A 25,305-nucleotide genomic window follows, 5' to 3' on the forward strand; every position below is an offset into this window, starting at 1 on the left:
GCGTGAAGATCACCGACGCTCAGCGCCGACACCGGCTCGTCGCGCAGCACTTCGCCCGTGCATCGACCACCGAAGCGGTGGTGTCGTCACTCCTCGCGTTGCATGCCACCGATCCGGCGACGGTGTATCTGTCGGTGCTCGCCCGCGCGCGAACACTGGGACTCTCGGATGTTCGTGATGCGATGTACGAGCGCAGGAGCCTGGTGCGGTTGATGGCGATGCGGCGCACGATGTTCGTCGTCGCTCACGACGACGTTCCGATGATTCACGCTGCGGCGAGCCTCGGGGTTGCGCGCACCATGCGGGCGCGCCTGATCAAACAGGTCTCCACTTTGCCCACCGAGCCGGTGATCGACGACGTCGAATCTTGGCTCTCCGCAACCGAAGCCGAGACCGACTCGGCGTTGCGATCGATGGGAACTGCCACCGGTGCAGAACTGTCCTCTGCAGTTGCAGGCCTCAAGACAGCGCTGCTACCGACCACCGACAAGGTGTACGACGTCAAGCGGTACGTCACCTCCGAGGTGCTGGTGATGATGGCCGCCGAGGGAAAATTGGTGCGCGTGGAACCGCGGGGCGCGTGGACATCCCGACGGCACGCGTGGGCACCGATCGATCACTGGTGGCCGGACGGGATTCCCGAACTCGACGAGACCGAGGCCAGAACGGACCTTGCTCGACGGTGGCTCGAGGTATTCGGACCTGCGACCCTCGACGATCTGCAGTGGTGGACGGGCTGGAACAAGACGCAGACTCGTGGGGCGGTCTCGGGCCTGGACACCGTGGCCATCGAACTGACCGAAGGCGATGGACTCATGTTGTCCAGCACTGTTTTCGAGAAGCCTTCCGGTACGAGCGTCATGCTGCTACCTGCGCTCGATCCCACGCCGATGGGATGGAAGCACCGCGCCTGGTATCTAGGCGAACACAAGGCACCACTGTTCGATACCTTCGGCAACATCGGCCCGACCATCTGGTCCGGGGGTCGCATCGTCGGCGGTTGGGCGGTGACCGGTTCCGGAGAGGTGGTGACCGAGTTCCTGGAGGGCGTCGGATCGACGGTGTCGAAAGCGGTTGCAGCCGAGGCAGAACGACTCACTGTTCTGCTCGACGGCACCCCGGTGGTCCCATCCTTCCCGACACCGCTCGAGAAAGAACTGCGTGGGAAGACGTAGCCGATATCTGCCTGGGCAGCGGGGCACGCGACCGAACGGCGCCCGAATTCGCGGTAGGGTCAGACCGTGCCGATCAGTCTGGTTTCCATCGTCCTCCCCGTGTACAACGGTTTGCCCGATCTGGATGAGCAGCTCGAAGCCATCGCCGGACAGGACTACACAGGCGATGTCGAGCTCATTGTCAGCGACAACGGCTCGACCGACGGCTTGCGCGCACACCTCGAAGAACTCTCTCTGCCTCTGTCGATTCGTAGGGTCGACGCCTCCGCCAAGCGAGGAGTCTCGTACGCCAGAAACGTCGGAGTGAAAGCCGCACGCGGTGACATCGTTGCCGTCGTCGACCACGACGACGTCGCTCATCCGACCTGGCTGACTGCAATGGTGCGCGCACTCGACAGTGTCGACGCGGTGGGCGGCGCACTCGAGATCGAATCCCTCAATTCGGGGGACGTGGCGGCATGGCGAAATGTCCCGCCGCCCGGCGCTCTGTTCCCCACTGCCTACCTGCCGTACGCACCGGGCAGCAACTTCGCGATGTGGCGGGAGGTTTTCGAGAAGGTCGGAGACTTCGACGAAGACCTCATCGGCGGTGCCGAGGACGTCGACTATTCGTGGAGGATTCAGCAAGCGGGATTGACGCTCGGACATGCCGCCGATGCGTTGGTCGCTTACCGCATCAGAACGACTGTCCGCCGATCGTTCGTGCAAGGCCGCGCCTACGGACACACGTCGTATCTACTGTCGACGAAGCACCGTGCATCGGGCTGCCCGCACCCGTCGTCGTTCGTCCGCATCCCCGTACATGCGGTGTCGATCCTCTATCTTGCGACAGTTCGTAATCCGTGGTTGCCGAAGATACTGAGACCGATGCCCGTCGGTTTGTGGGCTCACTACATCGGGATCCACTACGGCGCACTGCGGATTCGAGTGACGACGCTCGGACGACGACAGCGCCCGAGCCTCCGATGACACGCGAGACCATCGATGCGATCCGCGAGGAGACTCTCGCCGTCCTGAGGCCTCACGCGTCACCGGGAGATCGTGTGGCTCACTTGGACTTTCCGAATCATTACAATGCCGGTGACTCCCTCATCTACGCCGGTGAAGTCGAGTACTTGAAGCGGTTGAACGTACACGTCGACTACGTGTCGGATCCATTCACCCACAACGATGCTCTTCTCGAAGAACGAATCGGTGACGGGACCCTGTTTCTGCAAGGCGGGGGGAATTTCGGTGACCGCTGGCCGATCGACCAGAAATTTCGTGAGTCGATCGTTGCGCGGTTTCCTCGGAACAAGATCGTCTGCCTTCCCCAGAGCATCGACTTTGCCGACACCGACGCCCTTACGAGGACCGCGGCGCTGTACGCGGAGCACCCGGATCTGACCCTCATGCTGCGTGAAAGGCGTTCGTACGAACTGGCACTCGCACATTTCCCGAGCAACCGCGTCGAGTACTGCCCGGACATGGCTTTCGGTGCCGACGTCGCTCGAAGCGCCGAAGGCTTGGCAGTGGACGTCGTGAAGCTCCTGCGCGCCGATTCGGAAAGCCTCGGCCACGAATCGGTGAAGATCGACGCGTCGTCCGTGCAATACGATTGGGGCCTGCGCGGAACGGATCTGGCGATCTCGACGGCGGTGATGCTGCCGACTCTGATCGCGCAACATTTCCCCAGGGCGAATCGGCTGCTCTACCCCGCTCTTCTACGCTCGTACGAGCAGACAGCGAAGCTCAACCTTCGTGTGGCCCAACGTATTCTGAACCTTGCGCCCGTCGTCCTCACCGATCGACTGCACGCTGCCGTGCTGGCCGCAATGATGGGCAAGCGGGTCGTGGCGATGGACAACGCGAACAAGAAGGTATCCGGCATCTACGACGCCTACCTGCACCGCTTCGACAACGTCCGCTTCGCATCGACCACCGACGAGGCCGCCGAGTTGGTTCGGCAGGCCGTGGCCGACAGTCGTAGATGAACGCTGGTTGACACGACGCGGCGCTTCAGAAGGGGTAGCGGCCCTCGGCCCAGGCGCGAGCGGCCGGGGGTGTCACCGCGTCGACAGGTTCTCCGTCGCGGAAGTACTGCGTGTGCAGAATCCGACCCGTGTCGATCGCTTCCTGCCACGCCTGAGTGGGGCCTTCGCCGAACCAGAGCCACGGGGTGATGTCGTCCATGATCACGACCGATTCTGCGGTAGCGAGCGCACGTAGATCGTCGAGGTCTGCGCGAGCACCCTCCACCGAGTGGTCTCCGTCGATGAAGATGACGTCGAACCGCATGTCCGGGTGTTCCTGCGCATAGGCCGCGATGGTGGCGTGCGAGTCACCCTGAATCAGGGTGTGTCGGCCCGGAAAGTGTTCGTCGATATGGGCTTTCGCGGCGTCACTGTAGGCATAGGCGGCCAGGTCGAAGGACACGACGGTCGTATCAGGCGATGCGTCGAGGAACGCCCAACTCGAGAAGCCGGCATTGAACCCGACCTCACAGATCAGCTTGGTACTCGGCCGGGCCGCAAGCGAAGACAAGTATGCCTGCTCCGCCTCATCGGCTCCACGCTCGAAAGGTTCCCCAGCAGTGGCTGTTCGGTGCACCAATGCTTCGAGTTCCTGCAGACCCATCTACGTTCTCCTATCCTCTGATTCGGAGCGTAGTCAACATCGTTGGGCGGCGCAGACGACGACGCCCACTCGCAGAACATGCCGCGATGATCACCGACAGACGTCCCGCCGATGAGCAATTGCGATCACTCGCACCACAACTCGGGCGTCGTAGATGTGGTGGACGACACCCGATTTGCGTTGTGCGTGACAGCCAGAACGGCTGTTCGAGCTACACGTTGAAGCGGAACTCCACCACATCGCCGTCGGACATGACGTAGTCCTTGCCCTCGATGCGCACCTTGCCCGCGGCCTTGGCCGAGGCCATGGAACCTGCGGCAACCAGGTCGTCGAAGGACACGATTTCGGCCTTGATGAAGCCGCGCTCGAAGTCGGTGTGAATGACGCCCGCTGCCTGGGGCGCGGTGTCACCCCGATGAATGGTCCACGCGCGAGCCTCTTTCGGGCCTGCGGTGAGGTAGGTCTGCAGGCCCAGGGTGTGGAAGCCGGCGCGAGCCAACGCGTCGAGACCGGGCTCGGTCTGTCCGACGGATTCGAGCAGTTCCGCTGCCGATTCCTTGTCGAGTTCGAGCAGCTCGGACTCGATCTTCGCGTCGAGGAACACCGCGTCGGCGGGAGCGACGAGGCGCGCGAGTTCGCCGATCTTCGCATCGTCGGTGAGCACCGACTCGTCGGCGTTGAAGACGTAGAGGAACGGCTTGGTGGTGAGCAGCTGGAATTCACCTAGCAGCTCGAAGTCCAGCTTCGCCTTGGCCGAGAACAGCGTCTTGCCGTCGTTCAGCACAGCCTGCGCTGCCAGCGCCGCGTCGAGTGCAGGCTTGCGATCCTTCTTGATCCGCACCTCTTTCTCGAGGCGCGGGATGGCCTTCTCGAGGGTCTGCAGATCGGCGATCGCGAGTTCGGTTTCGATGACCTCGATATCGGCGGTCGGGTCGACGCGACCGTCGACGTGCACCACATCGTCGTCGGCGAAGACACGAACGACCTGGCAGATGGCGTCGGCTTCACGAATGTTGGCGAGGAACTTGTTGCCCAGACCTGCGCCCTCGGACGCACCCTTGACGATGCCGGCGATATCGACGAACGACACCAGCGCAGGCACGAGCTTCTCCGAACCGAACACCTCGGCCAGCTTCCCGAGCCGGGGATCCGGCAGCGCGACCACACCGACGTTGGGCTCGATGGTGGCGAACGGATAGTTCGCGGCCAGCACATCGTTGTTGGTCAGTGCATTGAAGAGGGTGGACTTGCCGACGTTGGGCAGTCCGACGATTCCGAGGGTGAGGCTCACGGTCTATGGAGTCTACTTTGACGACACCACCAGCTCGGACAGTGCCCGGCCAGCAGCGACGCTCGACGCGCCGAGCGGCGCAAGAACGACGTGATCCGCCCCGGCCTCGTGGTGGGCGGCCACCCGATCGGCGATGTCGCCGACACTCCCCCACACCACCAGGCCGTCGACCAATCGGTCGCTGAGCTGGTCGACCTCGGCCTCTGTGAATCCCATACGCAAGAAGTTCGGCCGATAACCAGGGACTGCGGCGAGAAAGCTCAGCGGCTCCAACGTGCGTACGTTGTCGAGATACGACGGCGATAAGTCGATGGAAATGCCGAGTCTGCCGAGACCTAGTGTGTCCATGCCCGCGACGCTAGGACCTCCAGTTATGTCGAGGTCAAGGGTCGGGACCTAGTACGAGTTCGCGACGACCAGTGCAATGAAGGCGAAGTACAGCACAATGAGGACGACGAAAATCCCCAGCGACAGCTTTCCGAAGAACCCGGCACGATTCGACGAGTAGAGCGCGCCCTGAGCGTCACCCATCATCCACAGCGGGTACACCTTCAGTGCGTGATTGAACGCCGGGATGGCCAACGGCCAGAAGAAGATGATGGCGACCACGGCCCATCCCGCATTGGACGACGGCAGAGTCGGTGCCGGCACATAGGGCTGCGCTGCCGGATAGGGCTGCTGGGTCTGCTGGAACTCCGACTGCTCGTACGGATTCGACATGATCATTTCCCCCGATTGTTCGATGACGGACAGCTGGTTGGACGCTGCACCCACCCGTTGGGTTCCATCGGCGGAGACGGGAATCTCAGACCAGTTCGGCCGTGGCTGCCGCGAGAGCGACGATGGCATCCCAATCTTGTTCTGCGACAGCCGCGGCCGGAGTGAGCCACGATCCGCCCACGCAGCCGACGTTCGGCAGCGCCAGGTAGCTCGATGCATTGGAGGTCGAGATGCCACCCGTCGGGCAGAAGCGTGCGGCCGGGATCGGCGAGTGGATCGACTTCAAGAAATTCGCACCACCGGATGCTTCGGCGGGGAAGAACTTGAGCTCGGTATAGCCGGCTTCGAGGAGGGTGAGCACCTCGGATACCGTTGCGGCACCGGGCAGATGCGGTAATCCGGTATCTCGCATGGCCTTCGTCAGGGAAGGCGTGCAGCCCGGCGACACCAGGAACTGAGCGCCCGCGTCGGCGGCCTGCTTGGCCTGGCCGGGAGTGATGATGGTGCCGGCACCGACGAGGATCTCGGGGACCTCGGCCGCGATGCGCTCGATGGCGTCGAGCGACACCGGAGTCCGCAACGTCAGCTCGATGACGGGCACTCCGCCCGCCACCAGGGCGCGGGCGATCGGAACGGCATGATCGAGGTTCTCGATGACGACGACGGGGATGACGGGCACGCGGTCGAGCAGAGATGCAGTCACGTTCTTACCTTCTTCTGGAGTTACAGGGACTCAGCGCATGACGAACATTGCGCCCTCGTCGGCAGGGCCGACGAGCGCACGCATGCCCGAGAACAGATCACGACCGGTGCTCGACCACTCGTCGGCGTCCAACACTCGACCGGTGACCGGTCGGGCCTCGAACTCGTCGAGCGGTACGTCGATCGACAATGTGCCACCGAGGGAATCGAGGGTGATCATGTCACCGTCGAGAATTTTCGCAATCGGCCCACCGCTCGCGGCCTCGGGCGTGAGGTGAATTGCCGCCGCGACTTTGCCGGAGGCACCGGACATCCGGCCGTCGGTGATCAGAGCGACGGACCGCCCCTTGTCCTGCAGGATTCCGAGAGCCGGGGTCAGCTTGTGCAACTCGGGCATTCCGTTGGCTTTCGGGCCCTGATAACGCAGCACGGCAACGAAGTCGCCGTCGAGAAGCCCTGCGTCGAACGCCTCGAGGAAGTCGGCTTGATCGTCGAAGACTCGCGCCGGTCCGGTGACCACGCGGTGTTCGGGTGCCAGTGCAGACGTCTTGATGACGCACTTTCCGATCGGACCGGTCAGCATCTTCAGTCCGCCGTCGGCACTGAACGGCTCGTTCGCGCCACGTAACACGGTGTCGTCGTGGCTCATCCGGGTACCGTCCTGCCACATCACCCCGTCGCCGTCGAGCTTCGGCTCTTGCGTGTAGCGCCGCAGACCCTGCCCGGCAACGGTTTTCACATCCTCGTGCATCAACCCGGCGTCGAGCAGAGACCCGATGACGAACCCGAGTCCACCGGCCGCGTGGAAGTGATTCACGTCGGCCTTGCCGTTCGGGTAGATCCTTGCCATCAGCGGCACAACGGCCGACAGATCGGACAGGTCCTGCCAGGTCAACGTGATACCCGCGGCTTTGGCGATGGCGACGAGGTGCATCGTGTGATTGGTCGAGCCGCCGGTGGCCAGCAGTGCAACGCAGCCGTTGACGATCGACTTGACGTCGACGACCTCCCCCACCGGGGTGTAGTTGTCCCCGAGGGACGTCAGACCGGTGACGACGTGGGCGGCCTCGCGGGTCAACGCGTCGCGCATCGCGGTTCCTGGGTTGACGAACGATGATCCCGGCAGGTGCAGGCCCATGACCTCCATGAGCAGCTGGTTGGAATTGGCCGTTCCGAAGAACGTGCACGTGCCACTGCCGTGATACGACGCGGCCTCGGCGTCCAGTAGTACTTCTCGGCCAACCTTGCCCTCGGCGTAGAGCTGGCGCGCTTTTGCCTTCTCCCCGTTGGGAAGTCCGGACGTCATCGGCCCGGCGGGCACGAACACCGCGGGCAGATGACCGAAACTCAGTGCGCCGATGAGCATTCCGGGGACGATCTTGTCGCACACCCCGAGCATCAAGGTGGCGTCGAACATGTCGTGGGACAACGCAATTGCCGTCGACATCGCGATGATGTCCCGACTGAACAGAGACAGCTGCATGCCGTCGCGGCCCTGGGTGATGCCGTCGCACATGGCGGGGACGCCACCGGCGAACTGCGCGATGCCGCCCGCATCGATGACCGATTTCTTCAGCACGGCCGGGTACGTCTCGAACGGCTTGTGCGCCGAGAGCATGTCGTTGTAGGCGGAGACGATCGCGATGTTGGGTTTGACCATGCCGCGGAGCGCTTGCTTGTCGGCCTTGCCGGAGGCCGCGAAGCCGTGGGCGATGTTGGCGCAGGCGAGTCGGCCACGGGCCGGGCCCTGATCCCCGGCAGCAGCGATTCGAGCGAGATATGTGGTGCGGTCGGACTGGCTGCGGTCTGCGATGCGGTCGGTGACCTGACGCAGGACCGGATGAAGTGTGTCCATGAGTATCTCCGATGTTCGGTCTCTCACGACCCAGCCTAAAGCCGGTTAGGTCCATCAGCAACCCAACTTATGCTTTTCGAAGTCATAAGTGACACTTCTTAGGCTGTTGCCGTAAAAGTTGCCAGTTGGTTGAATGGCGTCTATGTCCATGCCGCGCCTGACCGCTCCACCTGCGACGGCAGGTGAGATCTTCGCTCTCGTGCGCGACAGAGACGCCGAAACCCGCGCGGAACTCGGACGGATCACCGGCCTCTCCCGATCGGCCGTTGCCTCCCGCGTCGCCGCGCTCACCGAGCTCGGCTTGGTCATCGAAACCGAGGACACTCAGTCGACCGGCGGTAGGCCCCCGGCGAGACTGTCCTTCGACATCGACGCCGGTGTCGTGCTCGCCGCCGCGATCGGACGCAGCCGCTCTCAACTGGGCGTCTTCACCCTCGGCGGTGAATTGCTCGCGAGCGACACCGTCGACCAGGAGATCGGCGTCGGACCGGACGAGCTGATGCCGCAGATCACCAAGCGGCTGCAGGTACTTCTCGAGGAGTCGCACCGAACCGGACATCGCATCCTCGGGGTCGGGCTGTCCATCCCCGGCACCGCCGACACCGCCAGAGGTTGCAGCCTGGACTCGCCGATCATGCACGGCTGGGACGGGGTGCCGCTCGCACCGTTCTTCGCCGACACCACGTCGGCTCCGGTCTTCCTCGACAACGACGCCAACGCGATGGTCCTCGCCGAACGCCGAGACAATCGAGATCGCTTCCAGAACGCCCTCTTGGTCAAGGCCTCGACGGGTCTCGGGGCCGGGATCGTCGCCGGCGGCGCACTGCAGCGCGGATCATTGGGCGCTGCAGGAGAATTCGGCCACACCAAGACCGCAGCCGCCGCAGGGGTCGCGTGCCGGTGCGGAGACAGCGGCTGTCTCGAAGCCATCGCCGGTGGCTGGGCTCTGGTGCGTGCACTCAACGAGCAGGGCCGGGAAGTCGGCCACGTGCGCGGCGTCGTCGACCTCGCTGTGAGCGGTGACCCCGAAGCGCGCAGACTCATCCGCGACAGCGGACGGCACATCGGCGAAACCCTGGCCGGGGCCGTCAACCTGCTCAACCCCGAGGTACTCATCATCGGCGGCGACATGGCGAACGCCTACGACATCTTCGTCGCAGGACTGCGCGAGACCGTCTACGGCAACGCCACCGCACTGGCCACCAAAGCACTGACCATCCAGGCCACCACCCACGGCGACCTGTCGGGTGTCATCGGCAGCGCAGCGCTGGTGTTGGATCAGGTGCTCAGCGCCCGGGCCGTCGACGAGGCTCTCGGTAGCTGACCACGGGGACGCGTCGTCGACGCCTCCGTTCGTCGCACTCCAGCGACCGCCGGGCGCACGACGATGTGCCGATTCGAGGACGCACACCCGCGGCGCACATAGGGTGATCGCAGTCACAAACTGCGAGCATGGAGACCCCACACATGTCATTGAAAGCGCCCGACGATCCACACGTCGAATTGCTGAAGACCGACCCCGACCTCCCACCCGTCGGGGTCGTCGACTCTCATCCCATGACGCCGATCAAGCGTCTGATGCTCGTTGCCATCGGCCTACTCGGCGGTGTTGCGTGGACGATCATCGCAATCGTCCGCGGAGAGAACCCCAACGCCGTCTGGTTCGTCATCGCCGCGGTGTGTACGTACATCTTCGCTTTTCGCTTCTACGCCAGGCTGATCGAACGCAAGATCGTCTTCCCACGCGACGACAGAGCGACACCGGCCGAGATCCTGGAAAACGGCAAGGACTACATGCCGACGGACCGTCGGGTGCTGTTCGGCCACCACTTCGCCGCGATCGCTGGTGCAGGCCCGCTCGTCGGCCCCGTCCTCGCCGCTCAGATGGGCTACCTGCCCGGCACGATGTGGATCATCATCGGCGTCGTGTTCGCCGGTGCCGTACAGGACTTCCTGGTGCTGTGGATCTCGACGCGTCGCCACGGCCGCAGCCTCGGCCAGATGGCCCGCGACGAACTCGGCGTCGTCGGCGGCACCGCCGCTCTGGTCGCGGTGTTCGTCATCATGATCATCCTCATCGCGGTGCTCGCGCTCGTCGTCGTCAACGCACTCGCCGAAAGCCCGTGGGGCGTCTTCTCCATTGCACTGACCATTCCGATCGCACTCTTCATGGGCGTCTACCTGCGCTTCCTGCGACCGGGCAACGTCACCGAGGTCTCGCTCATCGGCGTCGTACTGCTCCTGCTCGCCATCGTCGCCGGCGGCTGGGTTGCCGAAACCGACTGGGGCACCGACTGGTTCACCCTCTCCAAGGTCACCGTCGCGTGGCTGCTGATCGGCTACGGCCTGCTCGCCTGCATCCTGCCGGTGTGGCTGTTGCTCGCACCGCGCGATTACCTGTCGACGTTCATGAAGGTCGGCACCATCGCGCTGCTGGCCGTCGGCATCCTCATCGCACGTCCCGAAATCCAGATGCCCGCCATGACGAGCTTCGCCACCGAAGGCAACGGCCCGGCGTTCGCAGGATCGCTGTTCCCCTTCCTGTTCATCACCATCGCCTGCGGTGCACTGTCCGGCTTCCACGCTCTGATCTCCTCCGGCACCACGCCGAAGTTGCTCGAGAAGGAAAAGCAGATGCGCATGATCGGCTACGGCGGCATGCTCACCGAGTCGTTCGTCGCCATCATGGCTCTGATCACCGCATGTGTTCTCGATCAGCACATCTACTTCGCACTGAATGCTCCGGCCACCCTGACCGGCGGCACTCCCGAGACCGCAGCGACCTACGTCAACGGACTGGGACTGAGCGGCGGCGACATCACCCCCGCCGAACTGAGCCAGGCCGCAACCGATGTGGGTGAGGAATCGATCATCTCCCGCACCGGCGGCGCACCGACACTCGCGTTCGGCATGTCCGAGGTACTGCACCAGGTGTTCGGCGGCGAATCACTCAAGTCGTTCTGGTACCACTTCGCGATCATGTTCGAGGCACTGTTCATCCTCACCACGGTCGACGCAGGCACCCGCGTCGCACGCTTCATGCTCTCCGACAGCATCGGCAACCTGCCCGGAGCCTCGGCCAAGAAGTTCAAGGATCCGTCGTGGCGCCCCGGTGCCTGGATCTGCTCGCTGATCGTGGTCGCAGCCTGGGGCGCAATCCTTCTCATGGGCGTCACCGACCCGCTGGGCGGCATCAACACCCTGTTCCCGCTGTTCGGTATCGCCAACCAGCTTCTCGCCGCCATCGCGTTGACGGTGGTGATGGTCATCGTCGTCAAGCGTGGCCTCTACAAGTGGGCCTGGATTCCCGGGGTGCCGCTGGCGTGGGACCTCATCGTCACCATGACGGCGTCGTACCAGAAGATCTTCTCCTCCGTCCCGGCCATCGGCTACTGGACTCAGCACTCGCAGTTCCGCGACGCCAAGGCGCAGGGGCTCACCGAATTCGGCAGCGCCAAGACCCCCGAGGCCATCGACGCCGTCATCCGCAACACCTTCATTCAGGGCACGCTGTCGATCATCTTCGCGGTGCTCGTCCTGGTCGTCGTGTTCGCCGGAGTGTGGGTGTGCATCAAGGCAGTTCGAGGAGACACCTTGCCCGACAACGAGGAGCCCGAGGTGCCGTCGAAGATCTTCGGCCCCACCGGTTTTGTCCTCACCCCGGCCGAGAAGAAGATTCAGGCCGAATGGGACGAGCTGATCGAGGCGGGCACCGTCCGTCGCCCCGGATCGGCGCATTAGATGCGGGGCCTGTGGTGGTGGATCACCTCGGTGATGGGCGACCACGATTACGACCGCTACGTCGCCCATCTGGCCCGCCACCACCCGGGCCAGGAACCACCGACCGTGCGGCAGTACTGGAAGGACCGGCACGCGGAGGCGGACCGAAACCCGGGGGCTCGGTGCTGCTGACACGGTGATGTCCGATTTCCGCTAGCACCGACGCGTCCGCGCTGACACAGTAGGTGCATGAGCAGCGAACGGCAGGTGCAAGAACTGGACTTCGATCGGTGTTATCGCGCGGTCTCCTCGCGCGACGCACGGTTCGACGGCCAGTTCTTCACCGCCGTCTCCACCACCGGCATCTACTGCCGGCCCTCCTGCCCGGCCCGCACCCCCAAGCCGGGCAACGTCTCGTTTCTGGCCACCGCAGCGGCGGCCCAACAATCCGGCTACCGCGCCTGCCGCCGCTGCCAGCCCGACGCCACCCCCGGTTCCCCACGCTGGAACATCCATTCGGACCTCAGTTCTCGCGCCATGCGACTGATCTCCGACGGAGCCGTCGAACGCGGTGGCGTCGACGGCCTCGCCAGCACCCTCGGCTACTCGACCCGGCAGCTGACCCGCGTGCTCACGGCCGAGGTCGGTGCAGGACCGCTCGCCCTGGCCCGCGCGCACCGCGCTAACACCGCCCGCACGCTGATTCAGACCACCGACATGTCGATGGCCGACATCGCCTTCGCGGCCGGCTTCTCCAGCGTCCGGCAATTCAACGACACCATCAAGGAAGTCTTCGCAGTCGACCCGTCGACATTGCGTCGAGAAGCACACCGCACCGCCGTGCCGACCGCGGGCGGAACCGTCACTCTGCGATTGCCGTACCGACCGCCGCTGGACCGCGGCTGGATCGAGTGGTTCCTTCGGGGCCACGTGGTCGAGGGCATCGAGTTCTTCGCCGAGGACGGCGAATACGTGCGATCCCTGCGACTGCCGCACGCAGTCGGACTCGTGGCACTACGGGTGATGGACGGATTCGTCAGCGCGGCAGTGACATTGCAGGACATGAGAGACCTGGCCCCTGCCGTCGCCCGAATCCGCCACCTGCTCGATCTCGACGCCGACCCACTCGCCGTCGACGACGCACTGCGCTCGGACCCGCAGTTGGCACCGAGCGTCGACGCCCACCCGGGCATCCGCGCCCTCGGAGTGGTCGACGGCGCAGAGATGTTGCTGCGCACGGTGATCGGGCAGCAGATCTCGCTGAAGGCTGCGGCCACCCACACCGCCCGGCTCGTCGACGCTCTCGGTGCACCGGTCGATCTCGGCAACGACACCGTCACCAGATTGTTTCCCGAACCGGCCGTGATTGCCGAACGGGGCCACGAGGTACTCACCGGACCGGCCGCCCGTGTGCAGACCGTCATCCGCGTCGCCGACGCCATCGCGTCGGGAACCGTCGTGCTGCATCCCGCGCGGGAAGGGCCGGAACTGGAGCGAGAACTGCTCGCGCTCAAAGGAATCGGACCCTGGACCGCCCGGTACGTCGTGATGCGCCTGCTCGGTGATCCCGATGTTCTGCTCGATACCGATCTCGTCGTCCGCCAAGGTGCTCAAGCACTCGGCATCTCGTTGAACGATTCCGCCCGCTGGGCTCCGTGGCGTTCGTACGTCTCGATGCACCTGTGGGTCACCGCACTGGAAAGAAGACAGCCATGACAGCCACCGCCGCCACCCAGGACACCCCGATCGGGCCGTTCAGCACCATCGTCGACGCCGATCAGCGCGTGCTCGCGTCCGGCTGGACCGCCGACGTCGAAGAACTCCGCGTCCTGATCCACCCGACGATGCGACCCGACAGCGTGCGCACCGCGGCCGATCTCGGCGATGTGACGCGCGCCGTCGAGAACTATCACCGCGGTGAGCTGACCGTCATCGACTCCGTTGCCGTCGCGCAACGATCCGGCGAATTTCTCATGCATGCCTGGGGCGTCCTGCGCACCGTCGAACCCGGTGCGCCGGTGACCTACTCCCAGTTCGCCGAACTGTCCGGCAGACCGGCAGCCATCCGCGGTGCTGCGTCGGCATGCGCTCGCAACGCTGCCGCGCTGTTCGTGCCGTGCCACCGGGTGGTTCGAATCGGCGGGGCTCTCGGCGGTTTCCGCTGGGGACTGCCCGTCAAGGAATGGCTGTTGGCACACGAGGCGGCCTGACCGGCCTCGCCTTGGACGGCGGTGGCACACAGCTGGGCAGGCCGAGACGTTATGGTTCTTCACGATCCGCTATCCGCCGAATGTGAGGAAGCCACAGTGACCGAATCGGCAGTGCCCGGTAGTACGTCGAAGTCCAAGACGTCCGGCAGTGATCGTGGTGACCTCATCGGGGTCGGCGGCCTGTGGCTGGCCAAGTGGTCGCTGATCCTCATCTCGATCGCAGCCGGGGCGTGGGTGTTGGGCTGGCTGATCGGGCACCTCTGGGTGATCCTGCTGCCGGTCCTGCTCGCCGTGATCGTCGCGACAGTGCTGTGGCCGCCGGCGAAGCTGATGATGCGTCTGGGATCTCCGCCCGCCCTGGCCGCGTCGGTATCGCTCGTGGTGTTCTTCGTCGTCATCGGCGGCATCATCACCTTGATCGTTCCGTCGGTCGCCGAGCAGGCACCGGAGTTGGTCGACCAGGCATCGGGCGGTATCGCGCAGGTACAGGACTGGTTGAAGGGACCGCCGCTGAACATCGGCGACGACCAGATCGACTCGGCCGTGTCGGCGATCGTGTCGCGTCTACAGGACAGCGGCGAGGTCATCGCCACCGGCGTGTTCACCGGCGTATCCGCCGCAGGCTCGCTGCTGGTCACCCTGGCGCTGGTGTTGGTGCTGACGTTCTTCTTCGTCAAGGACGGACCGAAGTTCCTGCCGTGGCTGCACGGGTTCTCCGGCGGCCGCGCCGGAACCCATCTGGGCGAGGTGCTCTCGCGGATGTGGGGGACCCTCGGCGGATTCATCCGAACTCAGGCCATCGTCAGTTTCATCGATGCATTTTTCATCGGTCTCGGACTGGTCATTCTCGGCGTTCCGCTGGCCCTGGTACTGGCGACCCTGACGTTCATCGGTGGCTTCATTCCGATCGTCGGCGCGTTCGTCGCGGGCGCACTCGCCGTCCTCGTGGCCCTGGTCGCGAACGGGCTCACCACGGCGCTGATCGTGCTCGCCATCATCGTCGCGGTGCAGCAGTTGGAAGGCAATGTGCTGCAGCCCATTCTGCAGAGTCGCAGCATGAACCTGCATCCGGCGATCGTGCTGCTCGCCGTGACGGCCGGCAGCTCGTTGTTCGGCATCATCGGCGCGTTCCTCGCCGTCCCGGCTGCCGCGGTTGCCGCCGTGCTGATCAGGTACCTGTCCGAGCAGATCGACGCGCGCTCGAACGAACCGGATCAGGACGAACTCGAAGACGAAATCCCGCCGCCCGAGGGACTGACCGACGAACAGGCCGGCCTCGACGACGAGGACGAGTCGAAGTCGGACAAGCAGGCTTCAGGTCAGGACGCAACGACCTGAAGCGTCGAACCGGTGCGCTCACGCTTGACGTGGAGGCGGCTGGGAATGCGCTGACGCATCTCGTCGACGTGACTGACGACGCCGACGACGCGTCCGCCTGCACGTAGTTCGTCGAGAACCGCCATCACCGATTCGAGGGTGTCGGCGTCGAGCGTGCCGAATCCTTCGTCGATGAACATGGTGTCGAGGACGACACCGCCGGATTCGGCGGCCACGACATCGGCGAGGCCCAACGCGAGCGAGAGCGACGCGAGGAACGCCTCACCGCCCGACAGGGTCTTGGCCGAGCGCACGACGCCGGTGTAGTCGTCCCGAATGTCCAGTCCGAGACCGCCCCGCTTGCCGCGGACGCCGGCCTCGTCGGAGTGCACGAATTCGTAGCGCCCCGAGGACATTCGACGCAGCCGCGCGGAGGCGGACTCGGCGACGTCCTCGAGGCGCGACGCGAGGACGTACGAGCGCAACGACATCTTGCGAGCATTCTGCCCCCGGCCTGCCACCACGTCCGCGAGGTTGGCGAGCTCGTCGAATTCGGCACGTTGTGGCGCGATGGCCTGGGCCGCGGTGAACAGTTCGGCGATCAGCCGTTCCAGATCGTCTGCGCGCCTTCGACATTCCGCCACCGCCGCGGCGGCCGCCCGGACCGCGTCCTCCAGCTCGGCGCACGCCTGCTCCAACGGACCCAGATCCACCGGCGGCCGACCGGCCACGTCGACGATGGCGGGCTCGCGCAACACGTGCTCCGCATGCGCACGCGCCTCCTCGGCGGTGCGCAGCTCGGTCTCGATCTGCTCGACGCGGTCGGCGGCCAGCACTGCCCCGGCCGCAGCGTCGACGGACTCGAAGCTCGACGCCTCCACCCGTCGGTCCAGTTCGGCTGCCAGTGCATCGGCCCGTGCAGTGGCGTCGAGCCAGGCGATGCGCGCCTCCTGAATTCGCCGGGCACCGTCGATCAGGGCCTCCCGCTCCGAGATTCGGTCTGCCAGCGACGCGCCCTCGTTCACTTCCTCGGCCACCGACGCACGCATCTTCGCCAGCGATTCCTCGGTGGCCGAGATGCGCTCGTCCACGGCACCACGCGAGGCGACCAGGTCGTGGAGCGTGACCGTCAGCGCGTCCGATTCGCTCCGCAGGCGATCGAGTTCCGCGGTTGCCGGTTCGACATCGGCGGCACGCGCGCGGGCGTCCCGCAGTGCGGCGGTCGCGGCATCGAGCATCTGGGTCAACTCCGCAGCGGAGGCCCCACCGGTGCGGTCGTGCAGCAGATCCACGTCCCGTTGCGCTCGAGCGACAACCGCGACCGCGTGATCGAGCGCAGCGGCGGCCTTGCGTTCTGCAGCGGCGGCCTTGTCTTCCTGTGCCCTGGTCACCGTCGACGTCGACGGTGCAGCGGGATGCGGGTGCACCTCCGATCCGCACACGACACAGGGCTCGCCCGCTTCCAGACGCGCCGCCAACTCGGCAGCCATCCCGTCGATGCGTCGCTCACGGAGGTCGAGCAGGTGCGACCGGGCCGTGTTGTGGGCTGCTCCAGCGGTGTCTCGGGCACGTTCGGCCTCGGCCAGAGTCGCTCGCTTGCGTACCAGTTCGAGTGCAGACTCGGCTGCCACGCGGGCGCGACTGCAGCGCTCCTCGAGGCCGGGCAACTCTGCCGCAGCCGAGGAGGCTCGTGCCATCCGTGATTCGACCGCGGCGATCTGCTCGGGCATCGAGGCCTGCAATTGCACGGTGCGTTCGATCGCCGCTGCGGTAGTGCGCTGCTGCGCACGATAATCGGCGAGGGTGCCGTCGAGTCGGTCGGCTTCACGGGCGAGACCGAGCAGGGACTGCAACCGCGCGACATCGGTGGTCCAGTCACGCACGAACTGTGCAACGACCGTGCGCTCGGCCGAGGGATCCGCCGGCGCGGGTGGCCAATGCAGCGCGGCGTGGAAGCGTTGTCCCTCCGCCGTCGTCGGTAGCGCACGCTCCGCCGCCGCGAGTGCGGAGGTGGCGGCGTCGGTGGCCAAGCGTGCCAGGCGGAGGTCTGCGACAGTGGCCGCGATCGGCCCTGCGGCCGCGGAATCGGCGAGCTCGCTTCGGCGTGCTGCTCGTGCCGTCTCGCTCTCCCGGTACTGCGCGAGCTGACCCTCGGCGAGAGTACGTCGCCGCTGCAGATCGAGAACGGTGGTGGCCTTCGCCAGAGCTGCCGACGCACGCCGAGCTGCCGCGTCGATCAGTACCGCCCGACCTTGTGCGAGGGTCCGATTCTGCCGGGCATCGTCGAGGACGTCGGCCGCCCATTCGAGCGGGTCCGGCTGCTCGCTGTCCTCGGGCTCGGGCACTCCCGACGCCTGCGACACCCGGCCGAGCATGATGTCGATGGCGTGGTGGGCGTCGGCGAGCTCGGCGGCGAGCTCCCGACGGCGCTGTGCGAACCACTCTTCGACATCACCGAATCGGCCTGTGTCGAAAAGCCTTTCGAGCAGATTGCCGCGTTCGTCGCTGTCGGCTCGGAGGAATCGCGCGAACTCACCCTGCGGCAACAGCACCACCTGGAAGAACTGATCGGCACTCATCCCGAGCAGCGAATTGACGGCGTCGCCGATCTCGCTGAGCCGGGTGAGGTTCTGTCCTCGGCCGTCGAGCCAGGTGAGACTGGCCTTGGCGTGTTGCTTGGTGGTGCCGGTGCTGCGGAGCTTGGGCCGCAGGAACTCCGGACTGCGCACTATTCTGATGCGCCGCCCACCGAGTGTCGCCTCCAACGTGACCTGTGGCACCGCACCCTTGGCTGCGTGATCGGACAGCAGGCGCTTGCCCTCCCGACGAGCTCCGGGCACAGTTCCGTACAGCGCGAACGCCACGGCGTCGAGCACCGTCGTCTTGCCGGCTCCGGTCTGACCGTGCAGCAGGAAGAGCCCGTCGGCCCCCAGTGCGTCGAAGTCCACCGTCTCGGTGCCCGCGAAGGGGCCGAAGGCGGTGATCTCGAGCGAATGCAGCCTCATGCAGCACCGCGGTCGGCGGTGGTGGCCGTCCCGCGGGTGGCCTCGGTCTCGCGTTGCACGGTGGCCAGAGCGCGAGCCAGGAGCGCCGACTCCGCTGCCGACGGCACGCTGCGCATGTCCGTCACGAACGAGGTGGCGATGTCGAGATCGCTACGGCCGCGCACACGGTCGCGGTAGCGAAGCTCGCCGGATCCCTCGGGGCGACGCCATTCCAGATGGATCGCGTACGGGAAACGCTGCTGCAGCGCGCGCATTGCGTCCACCGGACGTACCTCGTCGGTGAGCACGGCGGAGACGTAATGATCCTCGAACTCGCAATACGCTGTGTCCGTTGTCAATTCCTCTACCGTGCCTTCGATGCGGGCGAGTCCGCGTACCACCGGCAGATCGACGCGCTCGACACTGCCGAGCCCGTCCGCGTCGAGATCGAGAATCCATACCGCCTTGCGATGCGACCGCTCACCGAACGAATACGGCAGGGGGGAGCCGGAGTACCGCACCCGGTCGGTGAGGATCTGGGGCGAATGCAGATGTCCGAGCGCCACGTAGTCGACACCGTCGAACGCCGACGCCGGTGCAGTTTCGATGCCGCCGGAGGAAATCGATCGCTCCGATCCGGTCGCCTCACCGCCGACGATGAAAGCGTGGGCGAGCACGACCGAGCGAACATGTTGCCCTGCTTCGCTTCTCGTCGCGAGGTCGCCCCGTACCCGATCCATCGCGGCACCGAGCACCTCGGCATGGGTACGCGCAGTGGGAACGTCGAGTTCGAGGCGAGTGGTTTCGGGCTCGAGGTACGGAATGCCGTAGAACGCAACGGAGCCATGCTCGTCCTCGATGACGACCGGAGTGGCGACGTCGCCCACCCGCGTCATCAGATGCAGCCCTCCTGCCGAGGCAAAAGCAGCGCCTGCGCCCAGCCGCGCGGGTGAATCGTGGTTTCCCGACGTCGCGACGATCACCGCACCGGCCGCTCTGATCGCCTCCAGCCCGCGATTGCAGACCAGGACGGCGTCGGCGCTGGGAACAGCGCGGTCGTAGATGTCGCCCGGCACCACCACCACGTCGATCGATTGTGCCGCAACCAGTTCCGCGATGGACCCCAGCACAGCGCCCTGATCGGCCAACAGGTCGACACCGTGAAAGGTGCGACCGATGTGCCAGTCCGAGGTGTGCAGGATTCTCATGCGTTCGACGCTATCGGGAACCACCGACAAACTCCCCGAGGTGCCTCGGCCTGTCGGACGTGAGCTCGGTCCACAGGCTTCGCGCACCGAAGTTGTCGGTACCGTCCTGCATCATCTGCTCCATGAACATTCTCACCGCGTTCGGCCTGCTCGTCGCTCTCGGTATCGGCGCGGTCGTCGGCTGGTTGTTGCACGCCTCGCGGATGGGCGATCGTGCGGTCCGAGCCGAAGCCCAACTGGCCGTGATGCGCGAGCACGAGGGCATGCTTCGGCAGTCACTGAGTGCGGTCAACGAGGATTCCGCGCGGCGTAATTCGACCGTGATCGGCCAGCAGGTCTCACACCTGGTCGAGCCGTTGCACGATGCCGTCGACGCTCTCTCCGAGCACGTGCGGCAGGTCGAGCACAACCGCATCCGGGCGTACGCGGGACTGTCCGAGCAGGTCACCGGTATGCATCGAGCGTCGATGCATCTGTCCACCCAGACCGGTCAGCTGGTCACGGCACTGCGCGCACCGCAGATCCGCGGCCGGTGGGGCGAGATCCAGCTCGAACGTGTCGTCGAGCTGGCGGGCATGGTCAAGCACTGCGATTTCGACACGCAGGTCAGCAAGGACGGCATCAGACCCGACATGATCGTCCGTCTCGCCGGCGGTCGGCAGATAGTGGTCGATGCCAAAGTGCCGTTCGCGGCGTACCTCGATGCCGCTCAGGACGAGGATCTCGGCGCGCGGGAGAAGAATCTGCGACGCCACGCCAAGCAACTACGGACCCACATCGACCAATTGGCCGACAAGGCGTACTGGCAGGCATTCGAGCCGACACCGGAATTCGTCGTGCTGTTCGTTCCCGGCGACCCGTTTCTCGACGCGGCTCTGACGTCGGACACAGGGCTGCTCGAGTACGCCTTCGGCCGGAACGTGATCCTGGCCACCCCGACCACCCTGGTCGCGTTGCTACGGACCGTCGCCTACACGTGGAAGCAGGAGTCACTGGCCGAGGACGCTGCGCGCATCCAGCAACTGGGACGCGAGCTGTACACGCGAATCGGTGTCGTCTCGACGCACCTGGACAAGCTCGGTGCCCACCTCGGCAAGGCCGTGGAGTCGTTCAATTCCACCGTCGGGTCCGTCGATACCAGGGTGAGCGTGACGGCGAGAAAGCTGCACGAGCTCGAGCTGTTCGACGCCGAGCCGGTGGACATCGCCCGAGTGGACGAGCGACCCAAACTGTCCGATTCGTCCCGCTACCGTCACGACTTCGGTCATGTCAGCGATGCAGTCGGCTGAACAACGGCTAACCTCGGGGGGTGTCTACCTCCCAACGTGCCCGCTCCGGGGTACCGCTGGATCACCGATCCATCCTCGCGACCCTGCCCGGCGTTCCTGCATGGGGTGCCGTCGCGATCGCCGCGGGACTGACTTTTCTCGGATTTCTGATCGATGCCGCACGCGGTACCGAGCTGACCGGTGCGTTCGCGTTCATGTACGTCCTCGGCTGCATCGCCGGCGTCCTTCTCGTCCGCTTCCGCGGTCTGTTCACGGCGATGGTGCAGGCCCCGCTGATCCTGTTCGTGGCCGTGCCGCTGTCGTACCAGTACTTCACCGACAACGCCGGCACCAGCCTCAAGGACATCATCCTCAACGTTGCCATTCCGCTGGTCAACCGCTTTCCGCTGATGTTGCTCGGCACCCTGGTCGCCGTCGGACTCGGAGTACTGCGCATCGTGCTCAAACGGCAGAACACGCACGCCCCTGCTGTTCGACGCAGCCCGAAGCCCAGCGACGACAAGCCCACCAGAGCGCAGCGTCGGGCACAGGAAGAGCGTCCCGAACGATCCCGCAGGCGGGCAGCCGCAGTCGATCGCAGCACCGACTCCGCGGCCGAGGCCACCGACATCGTGCCCGGGCCGTACGTCGGTCGCCGAAGCACCGATTCTCGTCCGCGTCCCGATACCGACCCTCGCGCGAGTTCGACCCCTCGCGCGCGTACTGCGGCGGATCCCATCGCGAGCCCCCGGCGATCGGCTGCGTCGGCACCGGCACCGCAGACTCGATATGCCGCCACCGACTCCCCCCGGCACGATTACAAGCCCGAGTACCAGAAGCCCGACTACTCGCGAACGCAGTATCCGCAGGCACAGTCTCGGCAGGTGCCGCGAGAAGCACAGTCCCGGTATTCGACCGAACCTCGCCGCGAGCGATCGGACCGGGTCCACGCTCCTCGCGAGGTGGCCGATCCGTACAACACCGGAGCCAGGCCCGTCGTGACTCCTCGGACGAGCGCCCCCGCGAGCGGTTCCCCTGCCACCGACTCCACCGCCGGTAACGGCCAGGGCAGCCATTCGCTGCCCACCCCGCACCGGGACGACATTCCCCCGCATCCGGTGCCGAAGGTTCGCTACCGCGACCGTCACAGCGACTAGCCCGAACACGAGAAACGCCCCGTATCGGTTTTCCTGCTCCTGCGCAGGAATCCCGGTACGGGGCGTAATTCTTTGCCGACCTCGCTGCTAGCGAGCTGGGCGCAGCTCGCGGGGCAAGGAGAACACCAGAGTCTCGTTTGCGGTGGTGACCGGCTGTACGTCTGCGTAGCCGTGCTCGGCGAACAGTTCGATGACGCCCTGCACCAGGATCTCCGGTACGGATGCACCCGAGGTGATGCCGATCGTCTCGACCCCGTCGAGCCAGGCCAGGTCGATTTCCTTGGCGTAGTCGACGAGGTAGCTCGCCCGTGCACCCGCGCCCAGTGCGACCTCGACCAACCGCACCGAGTTCGAGGAGTTCTTGGACCCGACGACGATCACCAGATCGCATTCCGGGGCCATCGCCTTCACCGCGACCTGACGGTTCTGCGTGGCGTAGCAGATGTCGTCGCTCGGCGGGTCCTGAAGCGTCGGGAAGCGCTCACGCAGTTTGGCGACCGTCGTCATCGTCTCGTCGACGCTCAGCGTGGTCTGGGACAGCCAGATGACCTTGTTCTCGTCTCGGACGGTGACGCTGTCGACCGAATCCGGGCCGTCCACCAGCTGAATGTGTTCGGGAGCCTCGCCTGCGGTGCCCTCGACCTCCTCGTGGCCCTCGTGACCGATGAGCAGGATGTCGTAGTCGTCTCGGGCGAAGCGCTTGGCTTCCTGGTGCACCTTGGTCACCAACGGGCAGGTGGCGTCGATGGTGCGCAGGTTTCGCTCGGCCGCGGAGGTGTGCACGGCGGGTGAGACGCCGTGCGCGGAGAACACCAGCAGCGATCCCTCGGGAACCTCGTCGGTCTCCTCGACGAACACCGCGCCGCGATCGGACAGAGTCTCGACCACATGCCGGTTGTGCACGATCTCCTTGCGCACGTACACCGGCGCACCGTGCTGTTCCAGCGCTTTCTCGACGGTCTCGACCGCGCGATCGACGCCCGCGCAATAGCCCCGCGGCTCCGCGAGCAGCACTCGCTTACCCCCGGCGTAGGCGGACTTACCCGCACCGGCGGACTGTGCAATACCAAGATTCAGTGGAACAGCCGAAGACATACTTCCCAGGATACGTGCACCGAGCTCGCCCGCCTCTTTTCCACGTCCCTCAGCCCCGGCTGGAGAGGGGCGTACAGCCTGTCGGCTACCCAAAGTTCACCGTTTCGGGCAGTCTGGTGCACATGACTCGAGTCCCCTTTGCAGCGCGTGTGGCTGCAGGCGTCGCCGTGACCGTCGTGGAAGAGGCTCGCAAGCTTCCCGGTTCCGCCCTGATGCTGCCGATGACGGTCGTCAGCGAGGCACTGGCGCGCAGCATGCGATTCCAGCAGCAGGTGACGGCGTTGGCCATCAAGGGCGATCTGGTCATCGCGAGCCTGCCGGTCATCGGCACCCCGACCGAGGAGCAGCCGTCCTGGGCCAGCTTCGACGAGGACGAAGACGAGAACACCTTCCTCGCCCCCGTGATCACCGACGACGTCGATGTCCCCGACGCCCCCGTGGCCGAGCCGGTCGCGGCGAACGGTCGCTTCGCTCTGTACTCGACGCCTCCGCTGGACGAGCCGGTCCAGGACACCTCGGCCAAGCGCGCTCGATCCGCCGACAAGCCCGAGATCGTCGAGATGATCGACTTCGACACCCTTGCCCTTGCACAGCTGCGCGCCCGACTGCGCACGCTCTCGATCGAGGACCTCGAAACCCTGCTCGACTACGAGAACGACACGCTCTCCCGCGCGCCCTTCCAGACGATGCTCGCCAACCGCATCACCACCGCCAAGGCCAAGTGAGCACTCCCCCACCCCAGTCCGGTCCCACCCAGCCAGGCGCGAGCACCGCCGAACAGCCATGGCCGGTGCGTACCGTCGCCATGAAGGTTGCCGGCTGGATCGACAAGCTCGGCTCCATCTGGGTGGAAGGGCAGCTCACCCAGATCAATGCTCGCCCCGGCACCAGGACTGCCTTTCTGACGCTGCGTGATCCGTCGGCCGACATGTCGCTGTCGGTCACGTGTTCGCCGCAGTTGCTCGAGCGTTCACCCGTTCCGCTGACCGAGGGTGCGCGCGTCATCCTCTACGGAAAGCTGTCGTTCTTCACCGGTAGGGGAACGATCTCGCTGCGCGCCACCGACATTCGTGCGGTGGGGGTCGGCGAGCTGCTGGCTCGCATCGAACGACTCAGAGCCCTGCTCGCCGCCGAGGGGTTGTTCGACCCACGCCTCAAACGTCCGCTGCCGTTCCTGCCGGGCACCATCGGCCTGATCACCGCCCGCGCCAGCGCAGCCGAGAAGGACGTACTGACCGTCGCGCAGAGACGTTGGCCCGCGGTCCGATTCGAGGTTCGCAACACCCCGGTCCAGGGGCCGCAGGCAGTCCCGGCGATTCTGGACGCGCTGAAGGAACTGAACGACGACCCAAGCGTCGACGTCATCATCCTGGCCCGCGGCGGCGGTAGCGTCGAGGATCTGCTGCCGTTCTCGGACGAGGCTCTGTGCCGCGCCATCTCTCGCGCCACCACGCCGATCGTCAGTGCCATCGGCCACGAGCCCGACAGCCCACTGAGCGACCACGTAGCGGACCTGCGGGCCGCAACCCCCACCGATGCCGCCAAACTCGTGGTGCCCGACGCCGTCGCCGAACAAGCTCTGGTCTCGGAACTGAAGTCGAGAAGCGCTGCAGCGCTCCGCAATTGGGTCGAGCGCGAGGCACGCGGCCTGGACATGCTCCGACACCGGCCGGTGCTGGCGGACCCACTGGCCTCGCTCGAGCAACGTCGCGAGGAGGTTCGGCGGCTGCTCGACGCGGCCCGACGCGACGTGCAGCGCGAACTCACCACCCAGGACACGCTCGTCGAACACCTGCGGGCCAGGCTGTCGACGCTGGGACCTGCTGCCACACTTGCTCGGGGCTATGCCGTCGTACAGCGGGTGGTCGCGGGTTCGGATCCCGAGGTTCTGCGTTCGGTCGAGGACGCGCCACCGGGTACACAGATCAGAGTGCGCGTGGCCGACGGTGCCGTCACCGCCGCAGTCATGGGGCGAATCAAATGACAG

At 65.7% G+C, this 25,305-nt stretch carries 22 protein-coding genes; 13 read left to right on the forward strand and 9 right to left on the reverse strand.

Translation table 11 applies throughout. From position 1 onward, the window contains the following. Nucleotides 1-2 precede the first annotated feature (2 nt). From CH271_RS13500 to CH271_RS13510, 3 genes are all read left to right on the forward strand, one after another. Nucleotides 3-1,175: a winged helix DNA-binding domain-containing protein gene (locus CH271_RS13500; protein WP_094633901.1), complete on the forward strand. Its 1,173-nt coding sequence runs from the start codon at nucleotides 3-5 to the stop codon at nucleotides 1,173-1,175. Nucleotides 1,176-1,241: 66 nt separating this feature from the next. Then, a complete protein-coding gene (locus CH271_RS13505) occupies nucleotides 1,242-2,144 on the forward strand; it encodes a glycosyltransferase family 2 protein (RefSeq protein ID WP_094633902.1) in 903 nt (300 codons plus the stop codon). After that, a complete protein-coding gene (locus tag CH271_RS13510) occupies nucleotides 2,141-3,148 on the forward strand; it encodes a polysaccharide pyruvyl transferase family protein (protein ID WP_094633903.1) in 1,008 nt (335 codons plus the stop codon). The genes CH271_RS13505 and CH271_RS13510 overlap by 4 nt, the downstream gene beginning before the upstream one ends. A 25-nt stretch (nucleotides 3,149-3,173) precedes the next feature. On the opposite strand, the gene CH271_RS13515 is transcribed toward CH271_RS13510, so the two are convergent. The 6 genes from CH271_RS13515 to edd form a co-directional block, all read right to left on the reverse strand. Then, the gene (locus CH271_RS13515; RefSeq protein ID WP_037191440.1) at nucleotides 3,174-3,791 is read right to left on the reverse strand and encodes a class I SAM-dependent methyltransferase; all 618 of its coding nucleotides are present in this window, start codon (nucleotides 3,789-3,791) and stop codon (nucleotides 3,174-3,176) included. 211 nt (nucleotides 3,792-4,002) lie between these two features. Next, the gene (ychF, locus tag CH271_RS13520) at nucleotides 4,003-5,082 is read right to left on the reverse strand and encodes a redox-regulated ATPase YchF (RefSeq protein WP_037191439.1); all 1,080 of its coding nucleotides are present in this window, start codon (nucleotides 5,080-5,082) and stop codon (nucleotides 4,003-4,005) included. 12 nt (nucleotides 5,083-5,094) lie between these two features. Further along, nucleotides 5,095-5,430: a hypothetical protein gene (locus CH271_RS13525; RefSeq protein WP_094633904.1), complete on the reverse strand. Its 336-nt coding sequence runs from the start codon at nucleotides 5,428-5,430 to the stop codon at nucleotides 5,095-5,097. 48 nt (nucleotides 5,431-5,478) lie between these two features. Further along, nucleotides 5,479-5,856 carry a CD225/dispanin family protein gene (locus CH271_RS13530; RefSeq protein WP_256986406.1) on the reverse strand — a complete coding sequence of 126 codons (378 nt, stop codon included), beginning with the start codon at nucleotides 5,854-5,856 and terminating at the stop codon, nucleotides 5,479-5,481. 31 nt (nucleotides 5,857-5,887) lie between these two features. Next, nucleotides 5,888-6,505, reverse strand: coding sequence for a bifunctional 4-hydroxy-2-oxoglutarate aldolase/2-dehydro-3-deoxy-phosphogluconate aldolase (gene eda, locus CH271_RS13535; RefSeq protein WP_094633905.1), 618 nt, complete (start codon nucleotides 6,503-6,505; stop codon nucleotides 5,888-5,890). Between the two features lie 30 nt (nucleotides 6,506-6,535). Beyond that, nucleotides 6,536-8,359: a phosphogluconate dehydratase gene (gene edd / locus CH271_RS13540; RefSeq protein ID WP_094633906.1), complete on the reverse strand. Its 1,824-nt coding sequence runs from the start codon at nucleotides 8,357-8,359 to the stop codon at nucleotides 6,536-6,538. A gap of 142 nt (nucleotides 8,360-8,501) precedes the next feature. Between edd and CH271_RS13545 the strand changes: the two genes are divergently transcribed. The 6 genes from CH271_RS13545 (at nucleotide 8,502) to CH271_RS13570 (ending at nucleotide 15,627) form a co-directional block, all read left to right on the forward strand. Beyond that, the gene (locus tag CH271_RS13545) at nucleotides 8,502-9,683 is read left to right on the forward strand and encodes an ROK family transcriptional regulator (protein WP_037191431.1); all 1,182 of its coding nucleotides are present in this window, start codon (nucleotides 8,502-8,504) and stop codon (nucleotides 9,681-9,683) included. Between the two features lie 143 nt (nucleotides 9,684-9,826). After that, on the forward strand, nucleotides 9,827-12,100 hold the full coding sequence (locus tag CH271_RS13550; RefSeq protein ID WP_094633907.1) for a carbon starvation CstA family protein: 2,274 nt from the start codon (nucleotides 9,827-9,829) through the stop codon (nucleotides 12,098-12,100). Beyond that, nucleotides 12,101-12,271, forward strand: a complete 171-nt coding sequence (locus CH271_RS13555) for a YbdD/YjiX family protein (protein ID WP_072692145.1) — start codon at nucleotides 12,101-12,103, stop codon at nucleotides 12,269-12,271. Nucleotides 12,272-12,328: 57 nt separating this feature from the next. Then, nucleotides 12,329-13,795: a DNA-3-methyladenine glycosylase 2 family protein gene (locus CH271_RS13560; RefSeq protein ID WP_094633908.1), complete on the forward strand. Its 1,467-nt coding sequence runs from the start codon at nucleotides 12,329-12,331 to the stop codon at nucleotides 13,793-13,795. Continuing rightward, nucleotides 13,792-14,289: a methylated-DNA--[protein]-cysteine S-methyltransferase gene (locus tag CH271_RS13565; RefSeq protein ID WP_094633909.1), complete on the forward strand. Its 498-nt coding sequence runs from the start codon at nucleotides 13,792-13,794 to the stop codon at nucleotides 14,287-14,289. The genes CH271_RS13560 and CH271_RS13565 overlap by 4 nt, the downstream gene beginning before the upstream one ends. Nucleotides 14,290-14,340: 51 nt before the next feature. Then, nucleotides 14,341-15,627, forward strand: coding sequence for an AI-2E family transporter (locus CH271_RS13570; protein ID WP_094633910.1), 1,287 nt, complete (start codon nucleotides 14,341-14,343; stop codon nucleotides 15,625-15,627). On the opposite strand, the gene CH271_RS13575 is transcribed toward CH271_RS13570, so the two are convergent. Then, the gene (locus tag CH271_RS13575) at nucleotides 15,609-18,611 is read right to left on the reverse strand and encodes an AAA family ATPase (protein WP_094633911.1); all 3,003 of its coding nucleotides are present in this window, start codon (nucleotides 18,609-18,611) and stop codon (nucleotides 15,609-15,611) included. The genes CH271_RS13570 and CH271_RS13575 overlap by 19 nt on opposite strands. After that, nucleotides 18,608-19,798 (reverse strand): exonuclease SbcCD subunit D, encoded by a 1,191-nt coding sequence (locus tag CH271_RS13580; protein WP_094633912.1) that lies wholly within the window; start codon nucleotides 19,796-19,798, stop codon nucleotides 18,608-18,610. The genes CH271_RS13575 and CH271_RS13580 overlap by 4 nt, the downstream gene beginning before the upstream one ends. 122 nt (nucleotides 19,799-19,920) lie before the next feature. Here CH271_RS13580 and CH271_RS13585 point away from each other — a divergent pair, with 122 nt between their 5' ends. Then, nucleotides 19,921-21,087: a DNA recombination protein RmuC gene (locus CH271_RS13585; protein WP_094633913.1), complete on the forward strand. Its 1,167-nt coding sequence runs from the start codon at nucleotides 19,921-19,923 to the stop codon at nucleotides 21,085-21,087. Between the two features lie 20 nt (nucleotides 21,088-21,107). Continuing rightward, on the forward strand, nucleotides 21,108-22,223 hold the full coding sequence (locus CH271_RS13590) for a DUF6542 domain-containing protein (protein ID WP_179274578.1): 1,116 nt from the start codon (nucleotides 21,108-21,110) through the stop codon (nucleotides 22,221-22,223). 87 nt (nucleotides 22,224-22,310) lie between these two features. Here CH271_RS13590 and CH271_RS13595 read toward each other — a convergent pair whose 3' ends face one another. Continuing rightward, nucleotides 22,311-23,318, reverse strand: coding sequence for a 4-hydroxy-3-methylbut-2-enyl diphosphate reductase (locus tag CH271_RS13595; protein ID WP_037191419.1), 1,008 nt, complete (start codon nucleotides 23,316-23,318; stop codon nucleotides 22,311-22,313). Nucleotides 23,319-23,440: 122 nt separating this feature from the next. Between CH271_RS13595 and CH271_RS13600 the strand changes: the two genes are divergently transcribed. Both CH271_RS13600 and xseA read left to right on the forward strand, forming a co-directional pair. After that, the gene (locus CH271_RS13600; RefSeq protein WP_037191417.1) at nucleotides 23,441-24,043 is read left to right on the forward strand and encodes a lipid droplet-associated protein; all 603 of its coding nucleotides are present in this window, start codon (nucleotides 23,441-23,443) and stop codon (nucleotides 24,041-24,043) included. Beyond that, nucleotides 24,040-25,302 (forward strand): exodeoxyribonuclease VII large subunit, encoded by a 1,263-nt coding sequence (xseA, locus tag CH271_RS13605; protein ID WP_094633914.1) that lies wholly within the window; start codon nucleotides 24,040-24,042, stop codon nucleotides 25,300-25,302. Before CH271_RS13600 ends, xseA begins: the two co-directional genes overlap by 4 nt. The last annotated feature ends 3 nt before the right edge of the window (nucleotides 25,303-25,305 follow it).

This window comes from Rhodococcus sp. 05-340-2, assembly GCF_002258915.1.
Lineage (GTDB): Bacteria > Actinomycetota > Actinomycetes > Mycobacteriales > Mycobacteriaceae > Rhodococcoides.